Raw genomic sequence first — 21601 nt, forward strand, 5'->3', positions numbered from 1 at the left:
ATAATACTTGGATATATGGATCGTTTACTTGTTCTAAATGCGTTTTACTTGCGAAAAGGAATAATTATCCTTTTATTGATGGAAATCTTTATACTACTAATGTGATAATTCGTTCCTTTAGAAATTCAACTCTATTTCATCGGTGAAAAATAGGATGTGTGCCTTCCAAGCCGCATGAGCGCGAAGAATGAGACTTCAAAAAGGATGAAGGAGCGTAAGCGACCATTCCTGAAGGCTCATGCGTAGCGTGCGGCAAGCACACAACCGGATAGAAAGTTTCTTAACGATAAAATTTCTACCTAATGATTAGTTACTTGCTTTGGTAGTTTGAATACTTGCGGTCATGTAGATAATACTTGCATATATGGATTGTTTACTTGTTCTAAATCCAAATTTACTTGCGAAAAGGAATAATTATCCTTTTATTGATGGAAATCTTTCTACTACTAATGTGACAATTCGTCTTTTAGAAATCCATTCTATTTCATCGGTGAAAAATAGGATGTGTGCCTTCCAAGCCGCATGAGCGCGAAGAATGAGACTTCAAAAAGGATGAAGGAGCGTAAGCGACCATCCTTGAAGGCTCATGCGTAGTGTGCGGCAGCGCACGTAAGTTTAGAAGGTTTCTATATGGAAGATTCAAGTCACTACATAGTCACATTTGAGCTCATTTAATTCGTATTTAACGCAACAGATAACATATAATAAGGGCAGTGAAATATTATCGTACCAGTAGGAGGTATAATATGAAGAAAAAAGTTATTGGACTAGTAGTTATAGCTGCATTAGTAGCAATCGCAACAATATCCTTTGTAAGAGATAATATTGATGAACAAGAAGCATTTGCGGGCGAGCAAATGGGTACAGATTTAGCGAACAATGCTGCAAACGAAGGTTTAGGAAAAGGAAATGCAGCACCTAATTTTACTCTGACTACACTAGCGGGCGAGGAAGTCACACTCGCAGATTATAAAGGAAAGAAAGTTGTATTAAATTTTTGGGCAACTTGGTGTCCTCCTTGTAAAGCAGAGATGCCACATATGCAAAACTATTATGAAGATAAGGCAGAGAAAGAAAATGTGGAAATTTTAGCGGTCAATTTGACAAGTACTGATACTGGTCTGGACAAAGTCAAAGCGTTTCAAGAAGATTATGCACTTAGCTTTCCTATACCTCTAGATGAGGAAGGTGTAGTTGGGGAAACATATCAAGCGATTACAATACCAACTACTTATATGATAGATACTACGGGAACCATTCAAAATAAGATTGTTGGACCGATGGACGAGCAAATGCTGACAGACTATGTAAGTAATTTAAAATAACAACCGATTTTTGAGCAAGTATTAAACTCCTGTTTTCACACATATATTAGTGGAAAAGTAGGAGGTTGAACTTGCGCAAAAGTCGGTTTTTTCTATATGGTTTGTTAGTCGTTGTTATTTTAGGTATCGGGTATATGTGGTTGATGAAACCTTCAGCTACAGAACAAAAAAGTGTGAGTAATAGTCAAGTCATTGATGAAGCGTTCAAATTAATAAAAAAAGAGGCGGTATTCTCTAAAAATGAAAATCTGCTCGTTGAAGGTGCAATTCGTGGAATGGCAGATGCGTTAGAAGATCCACATAGTACGTATTTAACTAAGGAAGAAGCTGCGAATCAAGAGGCTTCACTTGCAGAAGAAAGAGTTGGAATTGGAGCGGAGATTATGCTCTCGGCAGGGAAATTTGTCGTGGTGGCACCTTTAAAGGATTCGCCTGCTTTTAAAGCTGGCTTAAAATCTCAGGATGAAATTGTTCGTGTGAACGAAGAAAGAGTAGAAGGCAAGTCAATGGCAGAGTTAATACAGCTGTTAAGTGGTAAAAAAGGATCTAACTTGAAAATGACGGTGTATCGAGCTAGTGAGAATCGCCATGTAGAATTACATATGAAACGTGATACGATTGCGATGCATACGGTTTCCAGTGATATTTATGAAGTAGAAGACTATTCAATTGGTATTGTGAATATCACTTTATTTGGTGAGAAGACTGGAGAAGAGTGGGAGAAACAAACGAAGGCATTAGTGGAACGAGGGATAGATGGGCTTGTAATTGATGTAAGAGGGAACCCTGGCGGCTATTTATTTAGTGTATCTACTATTATAGGTACTTTATTGCCGAATGGCTCCACTTTCGCCTATATGCAAGATGCAAAAGGTGTTTTGGAAATGCTTAATACTGAAACACAGGATAATCAGTATCTAAACAAGCTTCCAGTAGTGCTATTACAAAATGGTGGAAGTGCTTCCGCAAGTGAAGTGCTAGCTGGAGCATTGAAGGATAACCAGCGTGCGATGATTGTCGGAGAAACAAGTTTTGGTAAAGGGACTGTTCAGGAAACACGTCCACTGAAGAATGGTGGAAAGCTTAAAATCTCTACTCATAAATGGCTTACTCCAAAACAAGAGTGGATTCATCATAAAGGCATTCAAGCAGACTTACAAGTCGAACCTGATGAATTATATACAATGGATACAAAATATTATCAAGGTAATTTTCGTGTAGGTGACTTTGGGGAAGAGGTAAAGTATGTTCAACAAGTATTAGGCGCACTTGGTTATAATATTAGTCGCCAAGATGGATACTTTGATGAAGATACGGGAGCAGCAGTTGAAAAATATCGAGAGGAGAGAAGCTTGGATAAATTCAATGAGATAGATGATGCCCTTTTTCAGTCATTAACAAAAACTATTCTGGATTATAAAACTAGTAGAGAAAATGATAAGCAGTTCCAAATGGGCATTAGTTATTTACTTCATGATATAAAATAACAAAGTAATTACGAAAATCCTATACGCAAAGCCCTCACTGTTTGTTACAATAATAGGAAGTATAGTTGCAAGTGAGGGGGATGCGTATGGTGCAAGAAATTTTAATCGAATTGGTTAAAGGAATTGGACGTTTTTTCATTCATCCTTCAGTATATATTACGCTTCTCTTCTCGATATTGATCGGATATGTTCGAGTAAAAAGAGAAAGAAGGCAGTTTCGCACAAGATTACTATGGGGATGGACAGAAACTAAGAAATTCTTGTTGGATGGATTAATTTGGGCGTTAATTATTTCTGTTGTCAGTGTAGTTGTGGGATTAGTTATTCCTAATTCTTGGCTATGGGTATATAGCGCGTGGATGATATTATTTATATTATTATTTACGTATCAGTTTGGTTCTGCGGTATACGCAATTGCATTAGGTACGGCAACAATCTATGCCATGTATACATATGGCTGGTCATTAGACTTATTTTCATGGACTATTTCTGGTTTGGATATTTTACAAAATGGGATTGTTCCAATAGCTATAATAGCGGGTCTTCTACTTATTGTTGAAGGTGTTCTTATTCAAAAACATGGTGCTTCACAAGCTTCTCCAAAACTAGTGATGACTGCTAGAGGTGTAGAAGCAATCGTTTATCATGTAAAAAGATTATGGCTATTGCCTATATTACTTATAATTCCTGGAGATGTCATTCCGACTTATTTACCTTATTGGCCGCAGTTTTCGCTTGGTGAAACGACCTTTTCTTTGGTTTTATTTCCATTTGTAATTGGCTTCCAACAAAAATCTCAACATTCTCTACCCATTCATTTTTTCGCAGGATACGGAAAAATTGTTTGGCAATTAGGGATTGTTATAACAATAATCGCGGCTTTCGGTTATTTTGAGCCATTAGTTAGTGCAATTGCTCTACTAGTTGGAGTAATTGCAAGATTGCTTATAACAATCATAAAGTATCAACAAGAAAAAACAGGGAATTATGCTGTCTCACCACAATCGAATGGTGTTATGATTGCGGGTGTCCTGTCCGGTTCTCCAGCAGAGAAAATGGGGCTATTAATAGGAGAACGTATTGTAAAAGTGAACGGACAAAAAGTTGAAAACGAACAGGAATTATATGAAGCAGTTCAAATAAATGCCGCGCATTGTCGGCTTGAAGTATTAGATTCAAATGGAGAATTACGTCTTCGTCAGCACATATTATTTAGACATGATCATTATCGACTAGGTCTAATCTTAGTTAGATAGGAGAAACTATGGAATCACTATCACTCACAACTCAAATAATATTGGCTATTTTTGCTCCTGCAGCACTCGTTGTATTATTTACACGCATAACATTCAATCATTATGTTGCGTTAATATTAACCGTTGCATTATTCGCCGCATCAGTCTATGCAGGCTACACACATCGATGGTGGATTTATATGATCGACGCTGCATCACTTACAATCGGCTTCTGGTATAGTACTCATATGAAAACTAGTAAAAATAAAAAAAATCCGCCTCTTTGACGAGAGCGGATTTTTTGTTCTAAAAATTATGTGCGATTAAAATATTAAAATTAGTCAATTTCACAAGTGGTAATTAATGGTAAAAGTCAAACAAAGTTGATTTATGCTCCAGGTGGACGCTTTCCGCGGGCTTGGCTTTAGCCTCCTCGTTCGCTACGCTCCCTGTGGGGTCTTCAGCTCAAGCTATCCCGCTGGAGTCGCCACCTTACACTCCAATCAATATAATGTGTAGTACTAAACTATAAGAATTAGCAAAGTATATCGCTGAGATATTAAGAGTCATCAATAAAAATTTTATAGGGATAAAACCTGTCTGCCCTATTAGGAATACTATTTTATAATAAAAGAAGAAGGTAAGTTTATTTATAAGAGTCAACTTGATCATTACTCTTATAAGATAAAAAAACTATATTTATGTGGTTTTATATCCATTTATCCGTTTATATAAAGTGGACCTAGTTGATTGGAGCGCAGAGCGGCGACTCCAGTGGGAATAGCACGAGCTGAAGACGCTGGACTTAGCGTAGCGAAAATCTTTTTTGCGACGAGCTTGCGCAGGAGCAAAGGAAGCGGCTGAAGCCGTGCCCACGGAAAGCGTCCGCTCGGAGCGGAAATCAAAGGCATAAATTTTATGTACGATTAAAATATCAAACTATATACAGCTAAAACTCCGATTGTACCAAGTACAACAACCATCACATTTGAAAATAGAAAAGCTAAGCCAAATGCCACAACCGTTCCTATTAAACCAAATAATAGATTATCCTGTTGTACATATAAAATAGCTGGAAAGATTAAAGCACCTAAGACCGCAAAAGGAATATTACGTAATACACCTGATACGACTGGAGGCAATTCTTTTCCCTCTAAAAAGGTGAGAGGAAACGCTCGCGGAATATATGTAACAAGAGCCATTCCAAGCAATGTCCACCAATACCACATACCCATTTGTTATACCCCCTTCGGTAAATTTTTTCCACGTTTTGCATAAATTATTTCAATAAAAATAGAAGAAGCCAGTGTAGCAACTAATATGGACCAACCAGTGGATAATAGCTGAGTCCAGTAAAAGAACCCATTAATCATAGCTGCTAAAAGAGCAAGCATTACTACTTTTCTATTTCCTCTCATAGAGGGTACAAGTAGTCCGACAAACATGGCATACAAAGCAATGGACATAGCTGCTTGTAAAAACGCTGGGAGATTTGCGCCGATGACATGACCAACTGCGGTAAAAACAACCCAGCTACTATAAGCTATTAATGCTACCCCAAATGCAAAAGGTGTAGCTATTTTCTTATCCTTTTGTGTAGCTAGTACAGAAAAACTTTCATCTGTGATTCCAAAAGCATAAATACCTTTGATCCACCTTTTTTCACCTTGCATCTTTTCGTTCAGTGCAGCCGTCATTAAGAAGTGACGAATATTAACGACAAACGTATTTAAAACGATTAAAATAGGGTCAACACCTTTTGAAATGAGTGTGAGGGACATATATTGCGCTGCTCCTGCATAAACGAAGATACTCATAGCTGTGGCTTCCCAAATTGAAAGACCAGTCGTTTTAGCAAGCAAGCCAAATGTTAGGGCAACTGGAAAATAACCAATTGCAATACTGATTCCAGCCTTTAATCCTGAAAGAAATGATCTATTATTCACAAAACGTTCACCACCTGAATACATAATCAACAAATTATACTATAAGAAGTGAGTTTTATGTACAGTAATATTGGGAATAGTATAAATATACATATTTGGAGGAGAGCCAAATGCCGGACTGGTTTTCAATAGAGACATTAACAGATTTAACACATGATTATCGAGCACTAGGACCACTAATTGGTATCCTCTTGCCGTTTTTGGAGGCCTTTCTTCCATTTTTACCATTAGTCGTTTTTATAGTTGCTAACGTCAATGCATATGGTCTACTGATTGGTTTTCTTATATCCTGGATAGGATCAGTTGCCGGTTCCTATGCAGTATTCTTAGTGATTCGAAAATATGGACGAGCTCGTGTCCTAGGTTTTATAACGAGGCATGTGAGAATTCAAAAACTTATAAAATGGGTAGAGAGAAATGGATTTGGACCACTCTTTTTACTCGTTTGCTTCCCGTTCACACCTTCTGCTTTAGTCAATATTGTTGCGGGACTTTCAGATATGAAAAAAAATACGTATTTCTGGACGCTGGCATTAGGTAAACTCATTATGATTTTTGTTGTCAGTTTTATTGGTTCAGACATTAAGGCATTGATCACTCAACCTATTAGAACAGCTATTGTCATTTTGCTAATTGCTATTCTATGGTTTGTTGGTAAAGCAATTGAAAAAAGAATAAATAAAAAAGTAGAAGCTGATTTTCGTTTAATCAGCGGCGAAAGAAAAAACAAAAGAGGAGAAAGTCTTGAATAATGTAAAAAAAGAAATGCTGGAATGGTTAATGGCATTAGTAATAGGTATCTTAATCGTGATGTTCGTCAGAATGTTCATTGTGACAAATTATGAGGTAGTGGGTCAGTCGATGATGCCAACATTGCATAATAAAGATAAAGTGATTGTGACAAAACTTTCCAAAATCGAGCATATGGATATTGTGATTTTCCATGGAGATCAGGGTGAAGATTATGTAAAGCGTGTCATTGGTCTACCAGGTGATAAGATTAGCTATGAGAACGATGAGTTGTTTATTAACAATAAAAAAGTAGAAGAGCCTTTTCTAGAATCGTATAGTGCTTATAAAAATCCAAATGATAACTTCACAGGAAATTTTGAATTAGAGGAAATGACCGGAAGTAACCGGGTTCCACCTGATAAATTGTTTGTTTTAGGAGATAATCGTATTTCTAGCATGGATAGTCGATATTTTCACTTTGTAGATACTGAAAAAATTGTTGGTGAGGTGCAAGCACGTTACTGGCCGATTTCGCAGTCAACGACTCAATTCACTACCGAATAATTTCCCTCTCTGTAGTATGTTTTGTACAATAGAGATAGGAGATTATTCGGTTTTTTTTATTACTATATCAAATTTTGGAAAAATTTCCCGTTCCGCAAGTAAATTAGCATCGAGAGCAAGTAAACAGACAGTAAGCGCAAGTAACTAATATAGTAAAGCAAGTAAAATCCTTAGAAACGCAAGTAATCAACATGACATCGCAAGTAACATGTGAAAGTTTAGGTTTTGATGTCTCTCTCTATTTAACCTTTTCAATTATCGTTATTATAAAATTTATTCTGCTCAATCTTATAGTTTATAACTACTCTCTAATTGAATGGAGTAACTTCGTTAGGTGAAGATCCCGCAGCGAAGACATTGGCCAAACTTTGTTTGGGCAATGTCTTTGCGCCGAGTAACCACATGAGCATATGTTTTCCAGCGAAGAGACTGTGGCAACGCCCGCGGAATGCGTCAACCTGAAACAAAATCACAGCCTATTATTATTTTACATATAACGAAAAGAAAATTTCTTCCGAAAGGAGATTGAAAATATTGTCGCTACGAATAGTTAGTGGCCGATCAGGCTATGGAAAAACAACCTTTATCCACCAAGAAATAATCACTGAACTACAAAGAGCTCCTATAGGAGACCCAATATTCTACATAGTTCCCGACCAAATGTCATTTTCCAGTGAGTATGACCTTGCAGCAGAATCGGGACTTCCAGGACTAATTCGAGCACAGGTAACGACATTTAAACGATTAGCGTGGCGTGTTCTTCAAGAAACAGGTGGAATTGCCAAAGAAGAAATAAGTGGCTTTGGTTACCGTATGCTTATTCGGAGTCTGCTTGAAAATCACAAAGACGAATTTACGCTATTTAAGCGAGCAGCAACAAAAAGAGGATTCACCGATCAAATCGAAGTATTACTTAAAGAGTTTAGTAGATACTGCATGGATTACTCTACCATGACAAATGCCCTAAACAATTTAGAAAATGTTAATGCCCCAAAAACGCTTATAGATAAATCCTCCGATATAATGCTGATGCTTGAAAAGATGGAACAAAAACTAGGAGTTAGCTATATTGACGGTGAAGGTTACTTAACATTACTAGCAACCAAAATAAAAGACTCTACACTCCTTGCAAAAACAGATATATACATCGATGGTTTCACTTCATTCACAACAAGAGAATTAGAGATTATCGCGGAATTAATGAAACAGGTAAAGCGTATTACAATTGCTCTTCCAATGGAATCATTGCAGGATGCTGTAGATGAACAATCGCTATTCTATCAACCAGCAAATACATGTGCTAGGTTATTAGAAATAGCACAAACCGAACAAGTTGAAATCGAAAAAGCAGTACATCTGCATGAACAGAAACGCTTTATGTCAAAAGAAATTGCTCATATTGAGGCAAATCTGGATCAGCTTCCTCCCTTGCAAACAAATTCAGAAGGGAATATTCGAATAACAGAAGCTGCCAATCGTCGTGCGGAAATGCATGCAGTAGCAAGGCAAATACGAGAATTGATGCAACAAAAAAGTGTTCGTTATAACGAAATGGCTATCTTGCATAGAGATGCAGATACGTATGAAGGGTTGATCGAGACTATTTTCCCGCAGTACGATATTCCAGTTTTCATTAGTAAAAAGAAACCGATGTTACATCACCCGCTAATCGAACTTAGTCGGACCATTTTAGAAATAATTCGAACAGACTGGAAGTATGAACCAGTGTTTCGCGCGGTGAAGACGGATTTGTTTTTTCCGTTAGATGCCCCTAAAAAAACGTGGAGAGAGCGTGCGGATCGTTTAGAGAATTTTGTGCTGGCATTCGGAATCTATGGAGATAGATGGTGGGATGAAAGACGTTGGGTCTATAAAAAATATCGTGGTTTAGAATTTTATTCCAAAGTGCAAACCGATGAAGAAAAAAGTATTCAAGCAGATATCCATACAATAAGAGATTTGATCGTTGAACCAATCAAAGCCCTGTCAAATCAGTTGAAACAAAGTAAAACAGGAAAAGATTATGCAATAGCTATCTATACATTTATAGAAGCACTAAACGTATATGAAAAACTGCAAAGCTTGAAGCAAACTGAAGAGGAAAACGGCCAATTACTCCTCGCTTCCGAACATGAGCAAGTATGGAATGAGTGGGTAAATGTAATCGACCAATTTGTATTGATGTTTGGCGAGAAGGAAATGTCCTTGGAAGAAGTAGCCAAAATTTTAGATGAGGGATATGATCAGCTTGATTTTTCTAGCATTCCACCTACTATTGATCAAGTGATTGTTGGTAATGTTGATATTATTCGTCTAACGAATATTAAAGCGGCATTTGTACTAGGGGTTAATGATGGAGCTTATCCAAAGCGGATGGATCATGAAGGGATACTAACTGATACAGAGCGTGAATGGTTCATGCAAATTGGATTTGAACTTGCACCAACGTCGAAAGTGCGCTTGATGGATGAAAATTATTTAATCTATAAAGCATTTGTAACAGCTTCACATTTCTTATACGTATCTTATCCAATGGCAGACACCGAAGGGAAAGCACTATTACCTTCCATGTATATTAAAAAGCTACATCAAATGGTAAGTGATTTGCCTGTTGAAGTAGCTGTAGTCGATCCGAGCGATATGCTAACAGATAAATTAGATCTGACTTCTATTAGTCACCCACGACCTACTTTGCCTTATGTTATTATGCAGCTTCGAAGTGCTCTAGAAACAGGGGAATTACCAGAAGTGTGGCAGTCGGTTTATCAGTATTATTTAATGGATCCTTATTGGTCGAAGCTAGTAAAAAGAATTACAAAGCCCTTAATACATGGCAATAAAACAGAGAAATTAAATGAAGAGATGACTGAAGCTCTATATGGGGAAACGATTATTTCCAGTGTATCTCGTGTAGAAAAATATTATAGCTGCCCGTTTGCACACTACGCATCTTATGGCCTGAAGCTAGAAGAACGTGCAGAATATAGATTAGAAGCACCACAAATGGGAGACTTATTCCATGCGGCGTTAAAATGGATTGCGGATGAAACAAAGCGTGTAGATTTACAGTGGTCTCAGTTAACTCGACCACAATGCTACCAACTTGCTAGACAAGCAGTCGATTATATTGTACCAGTCTTTGTACACCAATTATTATTAAGTACAAATCGATATCGATATATCCAACGAAAATTGGAGCAAATCGTTGCCAATACATTGATCGCCTTAAGCCAGCATTCTAAAGGGTCCAGCTTTGTTCCAATCGCTATAGAAGCTGGTTTCGGTCCTGGTGAGGCGCTGCCTGCCTTGGAAATTCCACTGAAGCGTAATCGTAAAATGCAATTGCGTGGTCGAATCGACCGAGTGGATGCAGCTAATATTAACGGCAATATGTTTGTACGGATTGTCGATTATAAATCATCTAAAAAAGGGATAGATTTGAACGAGGTTTATCATGGTATTTCTCTTCAAATGTTAACTTATTTAGATGTTGCTGTTGAAAATGCGGATATATGGCTACATGAGGATGCTGATCCAGCAGGAGTCTTATATGTGCATATGCATAATCCATTTATTCAGTCCCAAAAAGAAATGGAAGATGCAGAATTAGAGGATGCGATTTATAAATCATACAAAATGAATGGTCTACTACTCGATGATCCAGAAGTAATTATGGAAATGGACGAGCAGATTTCAGGATTTTCGAAAGTGATTCCAGTACGTATGAACAAAGACGGAAACTTGTCGAAATCATCTTCCAAGGTAGTTGAGCCAGAGCAAATGAGATTACTACAGTCCTTTGTTCGTAAAAAGCATGAGCAAGCAGGAAATGGCATGAATGCCGGGGATACTCGCGTTCTACCTTATCGAATAAAAGATAAAATGCCTTGTAACTATTGCTCTTATCGTAGTGTTTGCCAATTCGATCCCGGGGATCCAGCTCAACAAGTACGTGTATTGAAAGTGGAGCAACCAGAAATAGTAGCAGAAAAAATACGAGAGGAGGTGGGTTCAAATGAACATTCCTAATATGCCAGCAGAGCTAACATGGACAGCTGCACAATGGAAGGCAATTTGGGCTACGGGTTCAGATGTGCTCGTTTCCGCAGCTGCAGGATCTGGAAAAACAGCTGTCCTCATCGACCGCCTCATTCAAAAGGTTATTGCGAAAGAACAACCTATCAATGTTGACGAGTTATTAGTTGTTACATTTACCAATGCTTCCGCTGCAGAAATGCGTCACCGAATGGCAGAGGCGCTAGAAAAGGCTATAGCAAACGATCCATCATCAAATCATTTACGAAAACAACTAAGTTTGTTAAATAAAGCACAAATTTCTACACTGCATTCATTTTGTTTAAACATTGTACGGCAATATGCATATATGCTAACGATAGACCCAGGTTTCCGTATTGCAAATGAAACAGAAGCAGCAATCATGCGTGACGATATGTTAGCAGAAGTATTAGAAGAAGCTTATCATGTTGACAATCCGGAGGCGATGTACCGATTGTCTGATAGTTTCACCTCCGATCGTGACGATCAATCAATTGAAGTGATGATTGAAAAACTATATTCCTATTCGCGCGTTCATCCAGAGCCCCAAAAATGGTTGTTGGCAATTCCAGAAGCTTATAATCTTCCAGTAGATATGACTATAGACGAACTATCGTTTATGGGTCCATTGAAGCTTGCAATCATCCATCATTTAGAAGAAGCGATCGCTGTAACCGAGGAGATTCGTAGACTTGCAAATGAACCAAATGGCCCGGCACCTCTTGCAGAAACTGCTATGATCGATCAGCAAATGATTCAAGAGGCAGTAGTTTTGATGAAGAATAGCTCGTGGCAAAGTGTTTTTCATTACTTCCAAGGCATTAAATGGGGAAGAGCAGCAGCCATAAAAAAAGATTCCTGTGATGAAGGAATGAAAAATCAAGCGACAGACAAACGGACTAAAGTGAAGAAAATTGTTAATGACTTAAAGGATAATTATTTTACACGAACTCCAGAACGGCTCTTGGAGGAAATGCGTTTAATGGCACCTCAGCTACAAAAACTAGTAGAACTGACTATAGTTTATGGAGAAAGGTATACTGCAGCTAAAAATGAAAAGGGTCTCGTCGACTTTTCAGATTTGGAGCATTATGCATTAGATATTCTATCCGAGCAGGATGAAAATGGTGAACTTATACCATCAGATATTGCGAAGGAATATAAGTCTCGTTTTAAAGAAGTACTAGTAGATGAATATCAGGATACTAATCTACTACAAGAAACCATTTTACAGTTTGTGAAAAGTGGCGATGAAAATACAGGGAATATGTTCATGGTAGGGGACGTGAAGCAGTCCATCTATCGATTCCGTTTAGCAGAACCAATGCTATTTTTAGGGAAATATCTTGCATTCAATGATCTTCCGATTGATTCAGGCATCAAAATAGATTTAAATGCTAACTTCCGCAGTAGAAAGGAAGTGTTACATGCAACCAACTATATTTTCAGTCAAATTATGGGTGAGTCAGTAGGAGAAATTGTGTATGATGAAGCAGCATCGTTAAAGCCAGGAGCACCCTATGAAGAAACTGAAACACCTGTTGAGCTTGCTCTATTATATGAAGTAGAAGATGGCAGTGCAGAACCGTTAGAGGAAGAGGAAGAAACGATAGAAGCAATTGCTGAAGAAGAGTTAAAAAAATCGCAAGCCGAAGCACGTTATATTATTTCAAAAATAAACGAGATGATTCACTCTAAACAAACTGTCTATGATCCATGGAAAAAAGCTCATCGTCCCGTCGAGTACAGTGACATCGTTATATTGATGCGCTCGATGACTTGGTCAGGAGAGGTTACAGAGCAATTTAAAGAAGCTGGTATTCCTTTGTACGCCGAACTTTCGAAGGGATATTTTGAAGCAATTGAAGTTCTTATAATGCTTCATACGCTTCGTGCAATAGATAATCCCTATCAGGATATATCACTTGCATCCGTTCTCAGGTCGCCATTTGTAGGACTAACAGAGTCAGAGCTCGCACTTATCCGTTTATCTGCTCCAAAAGAGCCTTTCTACGATGCATTAAAAACTTTTGTATCTACCGGAGGGCCGGGACTGTCTGCAGATACTGCTGAGAAACTACAAAGGTTCTTACTTCAATATGAGGATTGGCGCGATTTAAGTAGAAGAGGTTCACTTGCGGATTTAATATGGCAAATATACTTGGATACACATTACTACGAAATAGTAGGTGCTATGCCAAATGGTAAACAAAGACAAGCAAACCTTCGTATTCTTCATGACCGTGCAATCGATTATGAGAAAACTTCCTTCCGAGGACTGTTCCGTTTTTTACGTTTTATCGATCGTATGCGTAAAAGAGGGGATGATTTAGGTGCTGCACGAGCTATTGGTGAAAAGGAGAATGTTGTTCGTTTAATGACTATTCACTCATCCAAAGGGCTAGAATTTCCAGTTGTTTTTTTAGCTGGAATGGGTAGACCTTTTAACCAAATGGATTTTAATGAGTCCTACTTGTTTGACCAATCGTTTGGTCTTGCTGTTAAAGCAATTGATCCGGAAAAGCGTATTTCATTTACTTCATTGCCATTTTTATCTATGAAAGAAAAAAAGCAGATGGAGTTGAAGGCGGAGGAAATGCGGGTTTTATATGTGGCCATGACGCGTGCAAAAGAGAATTTATACCTCATTGGATCTATAAAAGATTTAGCAAAAACATTGGCAAAATGGCAAGATGCCCAAAACGTATTAAGTGATGAAATGCTGCCGGACTATATGCGTGCAAAAGCAAAAGGATATTTAGATTGGATTGGTCCAGCCTTATCAAGACATACAAATTTCCGCCAGTTATCGGATGTAAATGAAGCGAATATAGTGGATAGTGAATCGAATTGGAGAATTGTCGCTAAATGTGTAAATGATTTAAAGCATATTGTACAAGAGGAAGAAAAAGAGGCTGTTAAATTGGACCAGTTGATTGATCCAACACAAAATATATATTTAAAGAAGATTCAGGAACGTTTTGATACACCATACGTGCATGAAATAACTACTCATAAACGATCAAAGCAAACGGTAAGTGAGATGAAAAGAATACAGCAACTAATGGACCAATCAGATGATGACTATTTTCAAATGTCTAGTCCTACTAGTCTGAAAAAGATTGCGAAGCGTCCATTTTTCCTTCAGCAAGAAGCAAAATTGACAGGGGCAGAAGCAGGTACTGCGGTACATGCTTTTATGCAAAACGTAGATCTTCACGAAGAAAAAAATGAGGAGCAGGTTCTGCTATTTGCAGAAAGACTGGCTGAAAGGGAAATTTTAACGAAAGCTGAACAAGCTGCGATTAATCCAAACAAAATGGTACCTTTCTTCAGCTCAGAAATAGCAAAACGTTTACGAAATGCAAAAGAAGTGATGAGAGAATTTCCTTTTACGTATGCACTAGAGGATAATGATGGCGACAAACAAATTATCCAAGGAGTCGTCGATTGCTTATTTTTAGAGGATGATGGGCGTTGGGTTTTATTGGATTATAAAACGGATAAAGTTAAACATTTAGTTAATAACGAGTCTTTATTACAGCAAGAAATGCAAAAACGTTATCAACTTCAATTGTCACTTTATACACAGGCAATTGAAGCAATTTTACAAGTAGAGATTAAAGAGAAAGTATTATACTTGTTTGACATAAATAGAACAGTGTCATTTTAGGGGGAAAAAGCTTGCTAATCAAACCAACAGGAGTAAATGAGCGCATCATCTCGATAGATGTAATGAGAGGGTTCGCCTTACTAGGGATATTTGTCGTGAATATGCTATTTTTTCATACTCCATATATTTATATAAATCCATATACTTGGTATCAAAACCCAAGTGATTATGAGACATTTAAAATGATTGACATTTTTGTACAAGGAAGTGTGTATCCATTATTCTCCATGTTATTTGGATATGGTTTGGCAATGCAGTATATGAAGTCTGAAGCAAATGGTAGTCCATTTTCCAAATTTGCAGTACGACGATTGTCTGTTTTACTAATAATTGGATGTATTCATGCATTTCTTATATGGGCAGGAGACATCTTGATAACCTATGCATTAGCGGGATTTGTTTTAATACTCATCATTAGATTAAAGCCAATTTGGTTGCTTCTCATAAGTATTTTCTTATTCTTAATACCAAATGGTTTACTAAATGGTTTAGTCTACTTGGGCTCTCTAATAGAGCCAGATGCCATGGTTATTTATACTGGAATACAGGCAATTGAAGCATCTATTGTTGCATACGGCCAAGGATCATGGGGCGATATTTTCTCTCAACGATTAGCTGATTGGTTATATATGAGTGGAAATGGTCTAATCATCATAAGCATGCTGTTTACAATCGTTCCATTTCTTTTATTAGGTGCAGCAGCAGCAAAGTGGAAGCTTATTGAGAGGGCAAGAGAGTTAAAGGTGTTTTGGATTATTACGGTGTTAGTAACTTTAATAGCAGGTACAGCTATCAAATGGCTTCCTTACTTAACAGAAGCGAACTTGTTCACTATGAGCGTTCAAGATACTTTTGGAGGACCACTACAAGCAATTGCATACGCAGGCGTAATTGCCATGGTTTGTTCCATTCCAATCGGTGCAAAAATACTATCTCCAATTTCGAAGGCTGGTAGGATGTCCATGACAATATATTTAATGCAATCGATTATTGCAACGACTATTTTTTATTCCTACGGATTCGGGTTATATGGAAAAATCGATATAAGTACTGGTACATGGATGGCGGTAGGCATTTTCGCGTTGCAAATAGTGTTTGCAGAATTTTGGTTTATGAAATTTAAGCAAGGTCCTGTAGAGTTATTGTGGAGAAAACTGACTTATTCGAATAGTTTATCTAAAATAGGTGAAAAAGAAACTAATTTGTAATAGACTAATAGATAGATTCAAAACTATTAAAGGAGTGTCCAAAAGATGAAACTGTTATCCTACCGTTTACATGACAAAATTTACTTCGGACCTAAAGTCAAAAAAGAAGAGGCAGTATGGGATGTTTTACAAATTCAAGAGACGCTCCAAGTATTACCCCAATTTCCTACTACAATCGTAGAAGGTGTTCATTTAGGGATGGATTTTGTCGAACAAATTCGTAAATTAGTAGAAGCAGCATTGAAGGCAGAGAATCCAAATGAGTTTAAACGCTCTTTCGCTGAAATCGAATGGCTGTCACCAATTCCGCGTACTCCCAAAAATATTATGGCTGTAGGTAAAAACTATGCTGATCATGCGAAAGAAATGGGTGGCGTTGCAAGTAGTTTTGTTGTCTTTACGAAGTCTCCAACTTCCATTGCAGCTGATGAACAAACTCTTTCACTACATGCAGATGTAACAAACTCCTACGATTACGAAGGAGAGCTAGCCATCGTTATTGGTAAACAAGGAAAAAATATTCCGGAAAAGTTAGCTTATGATTATATTTTTGGATACACAATTGCCAATGATTTAACTGCGCGTGACCTACAAACGAAGCATCAGCAATACTTCTTAGGCAAAAGTCTTGAAGGGTCTTGCCCTATGGGACCATATCTAGTAACAAAGGATGAGTTACCAAATCCACAGGAACTTGCAGTTGTCACTAAAGTAAATGATGAAATTCGTCAAAACGGAAAAACTTCTGACATGGTATTTTCGGTTGAACGAATTATTGCTGAAATTTCAAAGTCGGTTATCCTAGAACCAGGAGATGTTATATTAACAGGAACTCCTGCAGGTGTAGGTAAAGGGTTTAATCCACCACGCTTCCTAAAGTCAGGAGATATAGTCAAAATTTCTATTGAAGGAATAGGTACATTAGTGAACAAATTCGAGTAACATGGTACACTAAATAGGATAGTAGTAAACTACAAGTATAATTGAGGTGGAAAAAATGGATTTCTTAGCATCAACACATTTACACATTACCACTTGGGTAGTCGCACTAATCCTATTTTTTGTAGCATTAGCGATTGCAAAACCGAAAGTAGTTCACATGATTTTACGTTTGTTCTACATCCTAATTATCATTACTGGAGTTGCTTTGTTCATCAAAGGTATGGACTTCGGTGAAGGAATGCTTTACGGATTAAAATTCCTAGCAGGCATATTAGTAATTGGTATGATGGAAATGACTTTAGTGAAAAAGGCAAAAGGAAAACCGTTTACAACTTTCTTAGTGTTAATGTTTGTTTTCTTCTTTATCGTACTTTTCCTTGGTTTCAAATTACCAATGGGTATCAACTTCTTAGCTTAAGTTTTGGGAAGCTTTCACATATTGGAAGCTTCTTTTCAATTTATTGATATTATGCTATTTTGATAGGTAAGAAGAGAGGAGGAGTGGCAAGTGGGAATAACATTGCTAATATTACTCATTGTTCTTATGATTGCATTTGTAGGCGCATCATTTGTCATTGCCAATCTACAAAAAAACAAATCAGATTCTCAAGTTGAACTCCAATCACATATCCTTCAAGAATTTCATAAAACACAAAAGCCACCGAAATGATCGGTGGTTTTTGTTATGCCAAAAGAATAGTGGTGTTATGAGCTATATGTTAGATGTTATGGGATATTTCGTTACACTTTTGGGCTGAAGGGGAGAATTTAAGGGCTATACCGAAGTTTATAAGCTTCTATTGACGATTTATGGGCTATTTGTAAACATTTAAGAGCAATTTTAATCTCGTATAAAGCAAGTAACCTTCTAAATAGTAGATTTATGATTACTTTGCAACCTGTCACAGTTTGGACTAAATATTATAGATATTTATTGCTTTAATTGCTAAACGATAGCGATTAAAACATTGCTTTGTTAAAATAATATGTATATGCGTCAAAGGAGGATTTACCTTGAAGTTAACAAAATGGATTATAACTGGATTGCTGATGAGTAGCCTATGCTTAACTACATCTCAAGTGAGTAATGCAGAAACGAATAACTCTATACATAACGAAAGTATTTACGATCTATATGTAGATCGATACTTCAATAAATTAGGAACAAACGATTATAATGTCAATCCAAAAGATCCAAATGCATTCGCTGGTGGGGATTTTCTTGGTGTTATGGAAAAAATGGCGCACATTAAAGATATGGGATTCACTACTATCTCCATAGGTCCAGTTTTTGCAACAGAATCTTATGATGGAAAGCGAATTTTAAATTTCGATGAATTAGAAAAACAATTCGGGACACCAGAAGAATTTAACGAGCTATTAGACAAGTCGCACGAACAAGATTTAAAGATTATGGTTGAATTTCCTCTAAATAATTATAGTGAGAACCATATTTGGGCTACTGATAACAAGAAAAGTAATTGGATACTATCAAAAGAAAATGGTCAAATGCTTCTTGACTTGACTAACCCTGAAGTACAACAGGCTCTTACTGAGACAATTGTAAATTTTGCAGAAGCCTACAAAATTGATGGTATTAAATTGTCTGAGCTAGATGGTGCACCAACTTCATTTATAAATGATTTAATTGCGGCAGTAAAAGAAATTCGCGATCCAATGTATGTCATTGCTCTCGAGGAGTCAGAAGCTAATTTTGACTTAGAGTATTCGGAAAAGCTAATGCTAGGTTTCCGGGATACTTTCAAAAATACAGATCGACCTTCAGAAACTATTTCTTTAGCTAATGAAAATAATCTATTAATGGTGGATCATTTGTTGGCTGAAAGAATTACGTATCATAGTGCCTTGGAGAATATGTTCCCACCTACTCGTATTAAAATGGCAATCGGCACTATTCTTACCTTACCAGGTGTACCTTATATGACATACGGAACGGAAATAGCGATGAATGGTCAAAATGCACAAGATAGCCATCAAATCATGAATTTCCGTGTAGATGAAGAGCTAATTGAATATTTAAAAGACATGGCATCCATTCGTACAAAATCAGAAACGATGCGAACAGGTAAAATGGAACTGTTAGAAAATAAAGATGGGTATGCTGTGTACAAACGATATTCTGATGAAGAAACATTTATCGTTGTCATCAATAACACTAGTGAGACAAAAAGAATTGACATTTCGAGTGAGGAAATAGGCGAAAATAAAGAACTACGTGGGTTATTTGAGTTGGATACAGTACGTGCTTCCGATGATGGTTCCTATCGTTTAGTACTGGATAGAGAAATAGCCGAAGTGTATCAAGTTAAAGAAGATAAAGGTCTAAATAGCGCCTACATCGCAGCAATGATCATCGCTTACTTATTGTTTATGTTATTTCTCATTATAGTTTGGAAAAAAGGAAAGCAAAGAAGAATGGATGAAGAGAATAAATAAATGCAAAAAACTGTCCCCCACACAAAATAAGGTGGACAGTTTTTTTAGATTAAGCAGAAAGAAAAATGTTCCGTGAACTAGCAGCGCTATGATTTCTGCTTCGGGCGGATTCTTCCCGAATTAAAATGTTATCCTTTATTATTGACGTACAATTGGCATTGAACAGCATCGGAATGATCCGCCTGATTTAATGATTTCCGAGAAATCAACCTCAATTACTTGATATCCGTGCTTTCTAAGCTGATGATTGACGTCAGAATTTAATGGTAAACTAAGTACTCGATTATTCCCGATAGACAATACATTCGTCCCCATTGAGAACTGCTCACTTTCACTCACCTCGATTAAATTATACATACTGGACAAATTGTCGACGATTTCCGGATCGATTGCATCAGGGTAAATCAAGGCATCCTTGGAAGAGAGGATATTGAACACACAGTCAAGATGTAAATATTTTGGGTTAAAAGGAATAGGGAAAATTTCAAAGTCTGGTAATTCTTCTTGTAAATCTTGAATGGCTTTCTTACTTGTCCGATGGCTAATTCCAACAAATACACGGTGGCCGTCAACGATTACATCGCCACCTTCGATGGAATGTGTGGAGAGTTTTTTATAAGAAATATCATGTTCATTCATCCACTCTGCTAATACCTTTTCTTCACCTTGGCGAATCGGATTTGCCATTTCGGAAATAAACAAGCAATTACCTAAAGTAAAACCAATATCTCTAGTAAAGACTTGTTCTGGATGATCTTTACTTGGTGGTAGTTTAATCACTTCCACACCCGCATTTCGTAAAGTTTGTTCAAATATCTGATGCTGTGAAATCGCAAGTGAACGATCAATACTGCTATTTATATATTTTTTCTGAACGTCATTAATCACTTCTTTAATTTCCATGTACTGAGGTTCACATAGGATGACTTTTTGAAGTTCACCATATTCACTTTGACATTGTATTTGAGATTGATCTTTGAATATTTTTACCATTAGGCTACCTCCACTTTCTTGGTTCATTCCTTTTCTATTCCCTTGATTTTTCATTTCATAACCTATTTGTGAAATTTATTTTCATTTGAACAATGTTGTTTCAGAAAATTTAACATGGGGTAAAGGCTAGGTATAAGAATATGTAGATATAGATAGTGGAGGAGATTGTATGATTACAAAGGAACAAGCTTTATTGACAAAAGAAGATTTTCACTCTAGAAAAGACTTACCGAGTTGGCTCTATAAAGAATACGAAACTTTTCATAACACGGTAACGGATAAAACGTTTCCATGTTTTTTTGGAATGAATGGTGAGTTGAAAGGTGAACTCCGCTACGCTTTTATCAATCAAGACGACTGGAGTAATTTACCTTCTGCGGTAGAAGGATTTCTAGATTTATTTAAATTACCAAACTACAAGAGACACGGTCTTTTTGTATTTGTAGAACCTTTTGAGTCAGAAGGTTCTATCGAAGATTACCGAAAGCAATTTTGGGATATCCTTCAATACTTACATGAAGTCGATGAAGTAGAATGGCCAGAAGACAGTCCTCGTGACCCTGATCACTATTTGTGGGATTTCCGATTCAATGGAGAGCCGATTTTTGTATTTGGAAATGCTCCAGCATATAAGAAGCGAAAGACACGTCATCTAGGAAATGCGATGGTTCTTGGATTTCAACCACGGAAAATATTTGAAGGATTAGAAGGTACTGAAAAAGGTGGTATTATGTCACGTGAAAAAGTTCGTAAACGTGTAGAAGCATGGGATCAGCTACCTAAGCATCCAGATATCGGCCATTTCGGCGACCCAACGCATAACGAATGGAAGCAATCCTTTATTGGTGATGATATTGTACCGATTCAAGGCAAATGTCCATTCCACCATAAATCACAAGTTTAAAAACTATTCTATGCTTTCATATAGCAATATTTGTGGAAAAAAACAAGAGGATAGAGGTATGTAGCTTAAGTTAGTATTA

At 37.1% G+C, this 21601-nt stretch carries 17 protein-coding genes; 14 read left to right on the top strand and 3 right to left on the bottom strand.

The genetic code is table 11. The features are described 5' to 3' along the window. Positions 1–746: 746 nt before the first annotated feature. From MKY29_RS05520 to MKY29_RS05535, 4 genes are all read left to right on the top strand, one after another. Positions 747–1325, top strand: a complete 579-nt coding sequence (locus tag MKY29_RS05520) for a redoxin domain-containing protein (protein WP_340879270.1) — start codon at positions 747–749, stop codon at positions 1323–1325. A 71-nt stretch (positions 1326–1396) separates the two neighbouring features. Further along, positions 1397–2812, top strand: coding sequence for a S41 family peptidase (locus MKY29_RS05525; RefSeq protein ID WP_090563284.1), 1416 nt, complete (start codon positions 1397–1399; stop codon positions 2810–2812). An 86-nt stretch (positions 2813–2898) separates the two neighbouring features. After that, entirely contained in the window at positions 2899–4068 is a 1170-nt protein-coding gene (locus tag MKY29_RS05530) for a PDZ domain-containing protein (RefSeq protein WP_340879271.1), read from the top strand. A gap of 8 nt (positions 4069–4076) precedes the next feature. Further along, positions 4077–4334: a CsbA family protein gene (locus MKY29_RS05535; protein ID WP_090563280.1), complete on the top strand. Its 258-nt coding sequence runs from the start codon at positions 4077–4079 to the stop codon at positions 4332–4334. A gap of 639 nt (positions 4335–4973) precedes the next feature. Here MKY29_RS05535 and MKY29_RS05540 read toward each other — a convergent pair. Together MKY29_RS05540 and MKY29_RS05545 are read right to left on the bottom strand one after the other, a co-directional pair. Next, positions 4974–5282, bottom strand: a complete 309-nt coding sequence (locus MKY29_RS05540; protein WP_093494258.1) for an AzlD domain-containing protein — start codon at positions 5280–5282, stop codon at positions 4974–4976. A 3-nt stretch (positions 5283–5285) separates the two neighbouring features. After that, positions 5286–6017 (bottom strand): AzlC family ABC transporter permease, encoded by a 732-nt coding sequence (locus MKY29_RS05545; protein WP_445677868.1) that lies wholly within the window; start codon positions 6015–6017, stop codon positions 5286–5288. An 86-nt stretch (positions 6018–6103) separates the two neighbouring features. Here MKY29_RS05545 and MKY29_RS05550 point away from each other — a divergent pair, with 86 nt between their 5' ends. The 9 genes from MKY29_RS05550 to MKY29_RS05590 all read left to right on the top strand — a co-directional run bounded on the left by MKY29_RS05550 (position 6104) and on the right by MKY29_RS05590 (position 19625). Then, positions 6104–6745, top strand: coding sequence for a TVP38/TMEM64 family protein (locus MKY29_RS05550; protein ID WP_093494260.1), 642 nt, complete (start codon positions 6104–6106; stop codon positions 6743–6745). After that, positions 6738–7289 carry a signal peptidase I gene (gene lepB / locus MKY29_RS05555; RefSeq protein WP_269915648.1) on the top strand — a complete coding sequence of 184 codons (552 nt, stop codon included), beginning with the start codon at positions 6738–6740 and terminating at the stop codon, positions 7287–7289. Before MKY29_RS05550 ends, lepB begins: the two co-directional genes overlap by 8 nt. A 534-nt stretch (positions 7290–7823) precedes the next feature. Continuing rightward, positions 7824–11318 (top strand): helicase-exonuclease AddAB subunit AddB, encoded by a 3495-nt coding sequence (gene addB, locus MKY29_RS05560; RefSeq protein WP_340879273.1) that lies wholly within the window; start codon positions 7824–7826, stop codon positions 11316–11318. Continuing rightward, positions 11305–15018, top strand: a complete 3714-nt coding sequence (gene addA / locus MKY29_RS05565; RefSeq protein ID WP_340879274.1) for a helicase-exonuclease AddAB subunit AddA — start codon at positions 11305–11307, stop codon at positions 15016–15018. Before addB ends, addA begins: the two co-directional genes overlap by 14 nt. 11 nt (positions 15019–15029) lie before the next feature. Continuing rightward, a complete protein-coding gene (locus MKY29_RS05570; protein ID WP_340879275.1) occupies positions 15030–16226 on the top strand; it encodes a DUF418 domain-containing protein in 1197 nt (398 codons plus the stop codon). 45 nt (positions 16227–16271) lie between these two features. After that, on the top strand, positions 16272–17168 hold the full coding sequence (locus MKY29_RS05575; protein WP_093494264.1) for a fumarylacetoacetate hydrolase family protein: 897 nt from the start codon (positions 16272–16274) through the stop codon (positions 17166–17168). A 55-nt stretch (positions 17169–17223) separates the two neighbouring features. Further along, on the top strand, positions 17224–17586 hold the full coding sequence (locus MKY29_RS05580; RefSeq protein WP_090563264.1) for a YisL family protein: 363 nt from the start codon (positions 17224–17226) through the stop codon (positions 17584–17586). Between the two features lie 90 nt (positions 17587–17676). Next, entirely contained in the window at positions 17677–17838 is a 162-nt protein-coding gene (locus tag MKY29_RS05585) for a hypothetical protein (protein ID WP_269920459.1), read from the top strand. Between the two features lie 344 nt (positions 17839–18182). Beyond that, positions 18183–19625: an alpha-amylase family glycosyl hydrolase gene (locus tag MKY29_RS05590; RefSeq protein ID WP_340879276.1), complete on the top strand. Its 1443-nt coding sequence runs from the start codon at positions 18183–18185 to the stop codon at positions 19623–19625. A gap of 138 nt (positions 19626–19763) precedes the next feature. Here the strand turns inward: MKY29_RS05590 and MKY29_RS05595 are convergent, their stop codons facing one another. Then, a complete protein-coding gene (locus tag MKY29_RS05595) occupies positions 19764–20618 on the bottom strand; it encodes a dimethylarginine dimethylaminohydrolase family protein (protein ID WP_093494564.1) in 855 nt (284 codons plus the stop codon). A gap of 169 nt (positions 20619–20787) precedes the next feature. Here MKY29_RS05595 and MKY29_RS05600 point away from each other — a divergent pair, with 169 nt between their 5' ends. Continuing rightward, the gene (locus tag MKY29_RS05600) at positions 20788–21522 is read left to right on the top strand and encodes a YqcI/YcgG family protein (protein ID WP_340879277.1); all 735 of its coding nucleotides are present in this window, start codon (positions 20788–20790) and stop codon (positions 21520–21522) included. Positions 21523–21601 lie beyond the last annotated feature (79 nt).

It is taken from the genome of Psychrobacillus sp. FSL K6-2365 (assembly GCF_038003165.1).
GTDB lineage: Bacteria > Bacillota > Bacilli > Bacillales_A > Planococcaceae > Psychrobacillus > Psychrobacillus psychrodurans.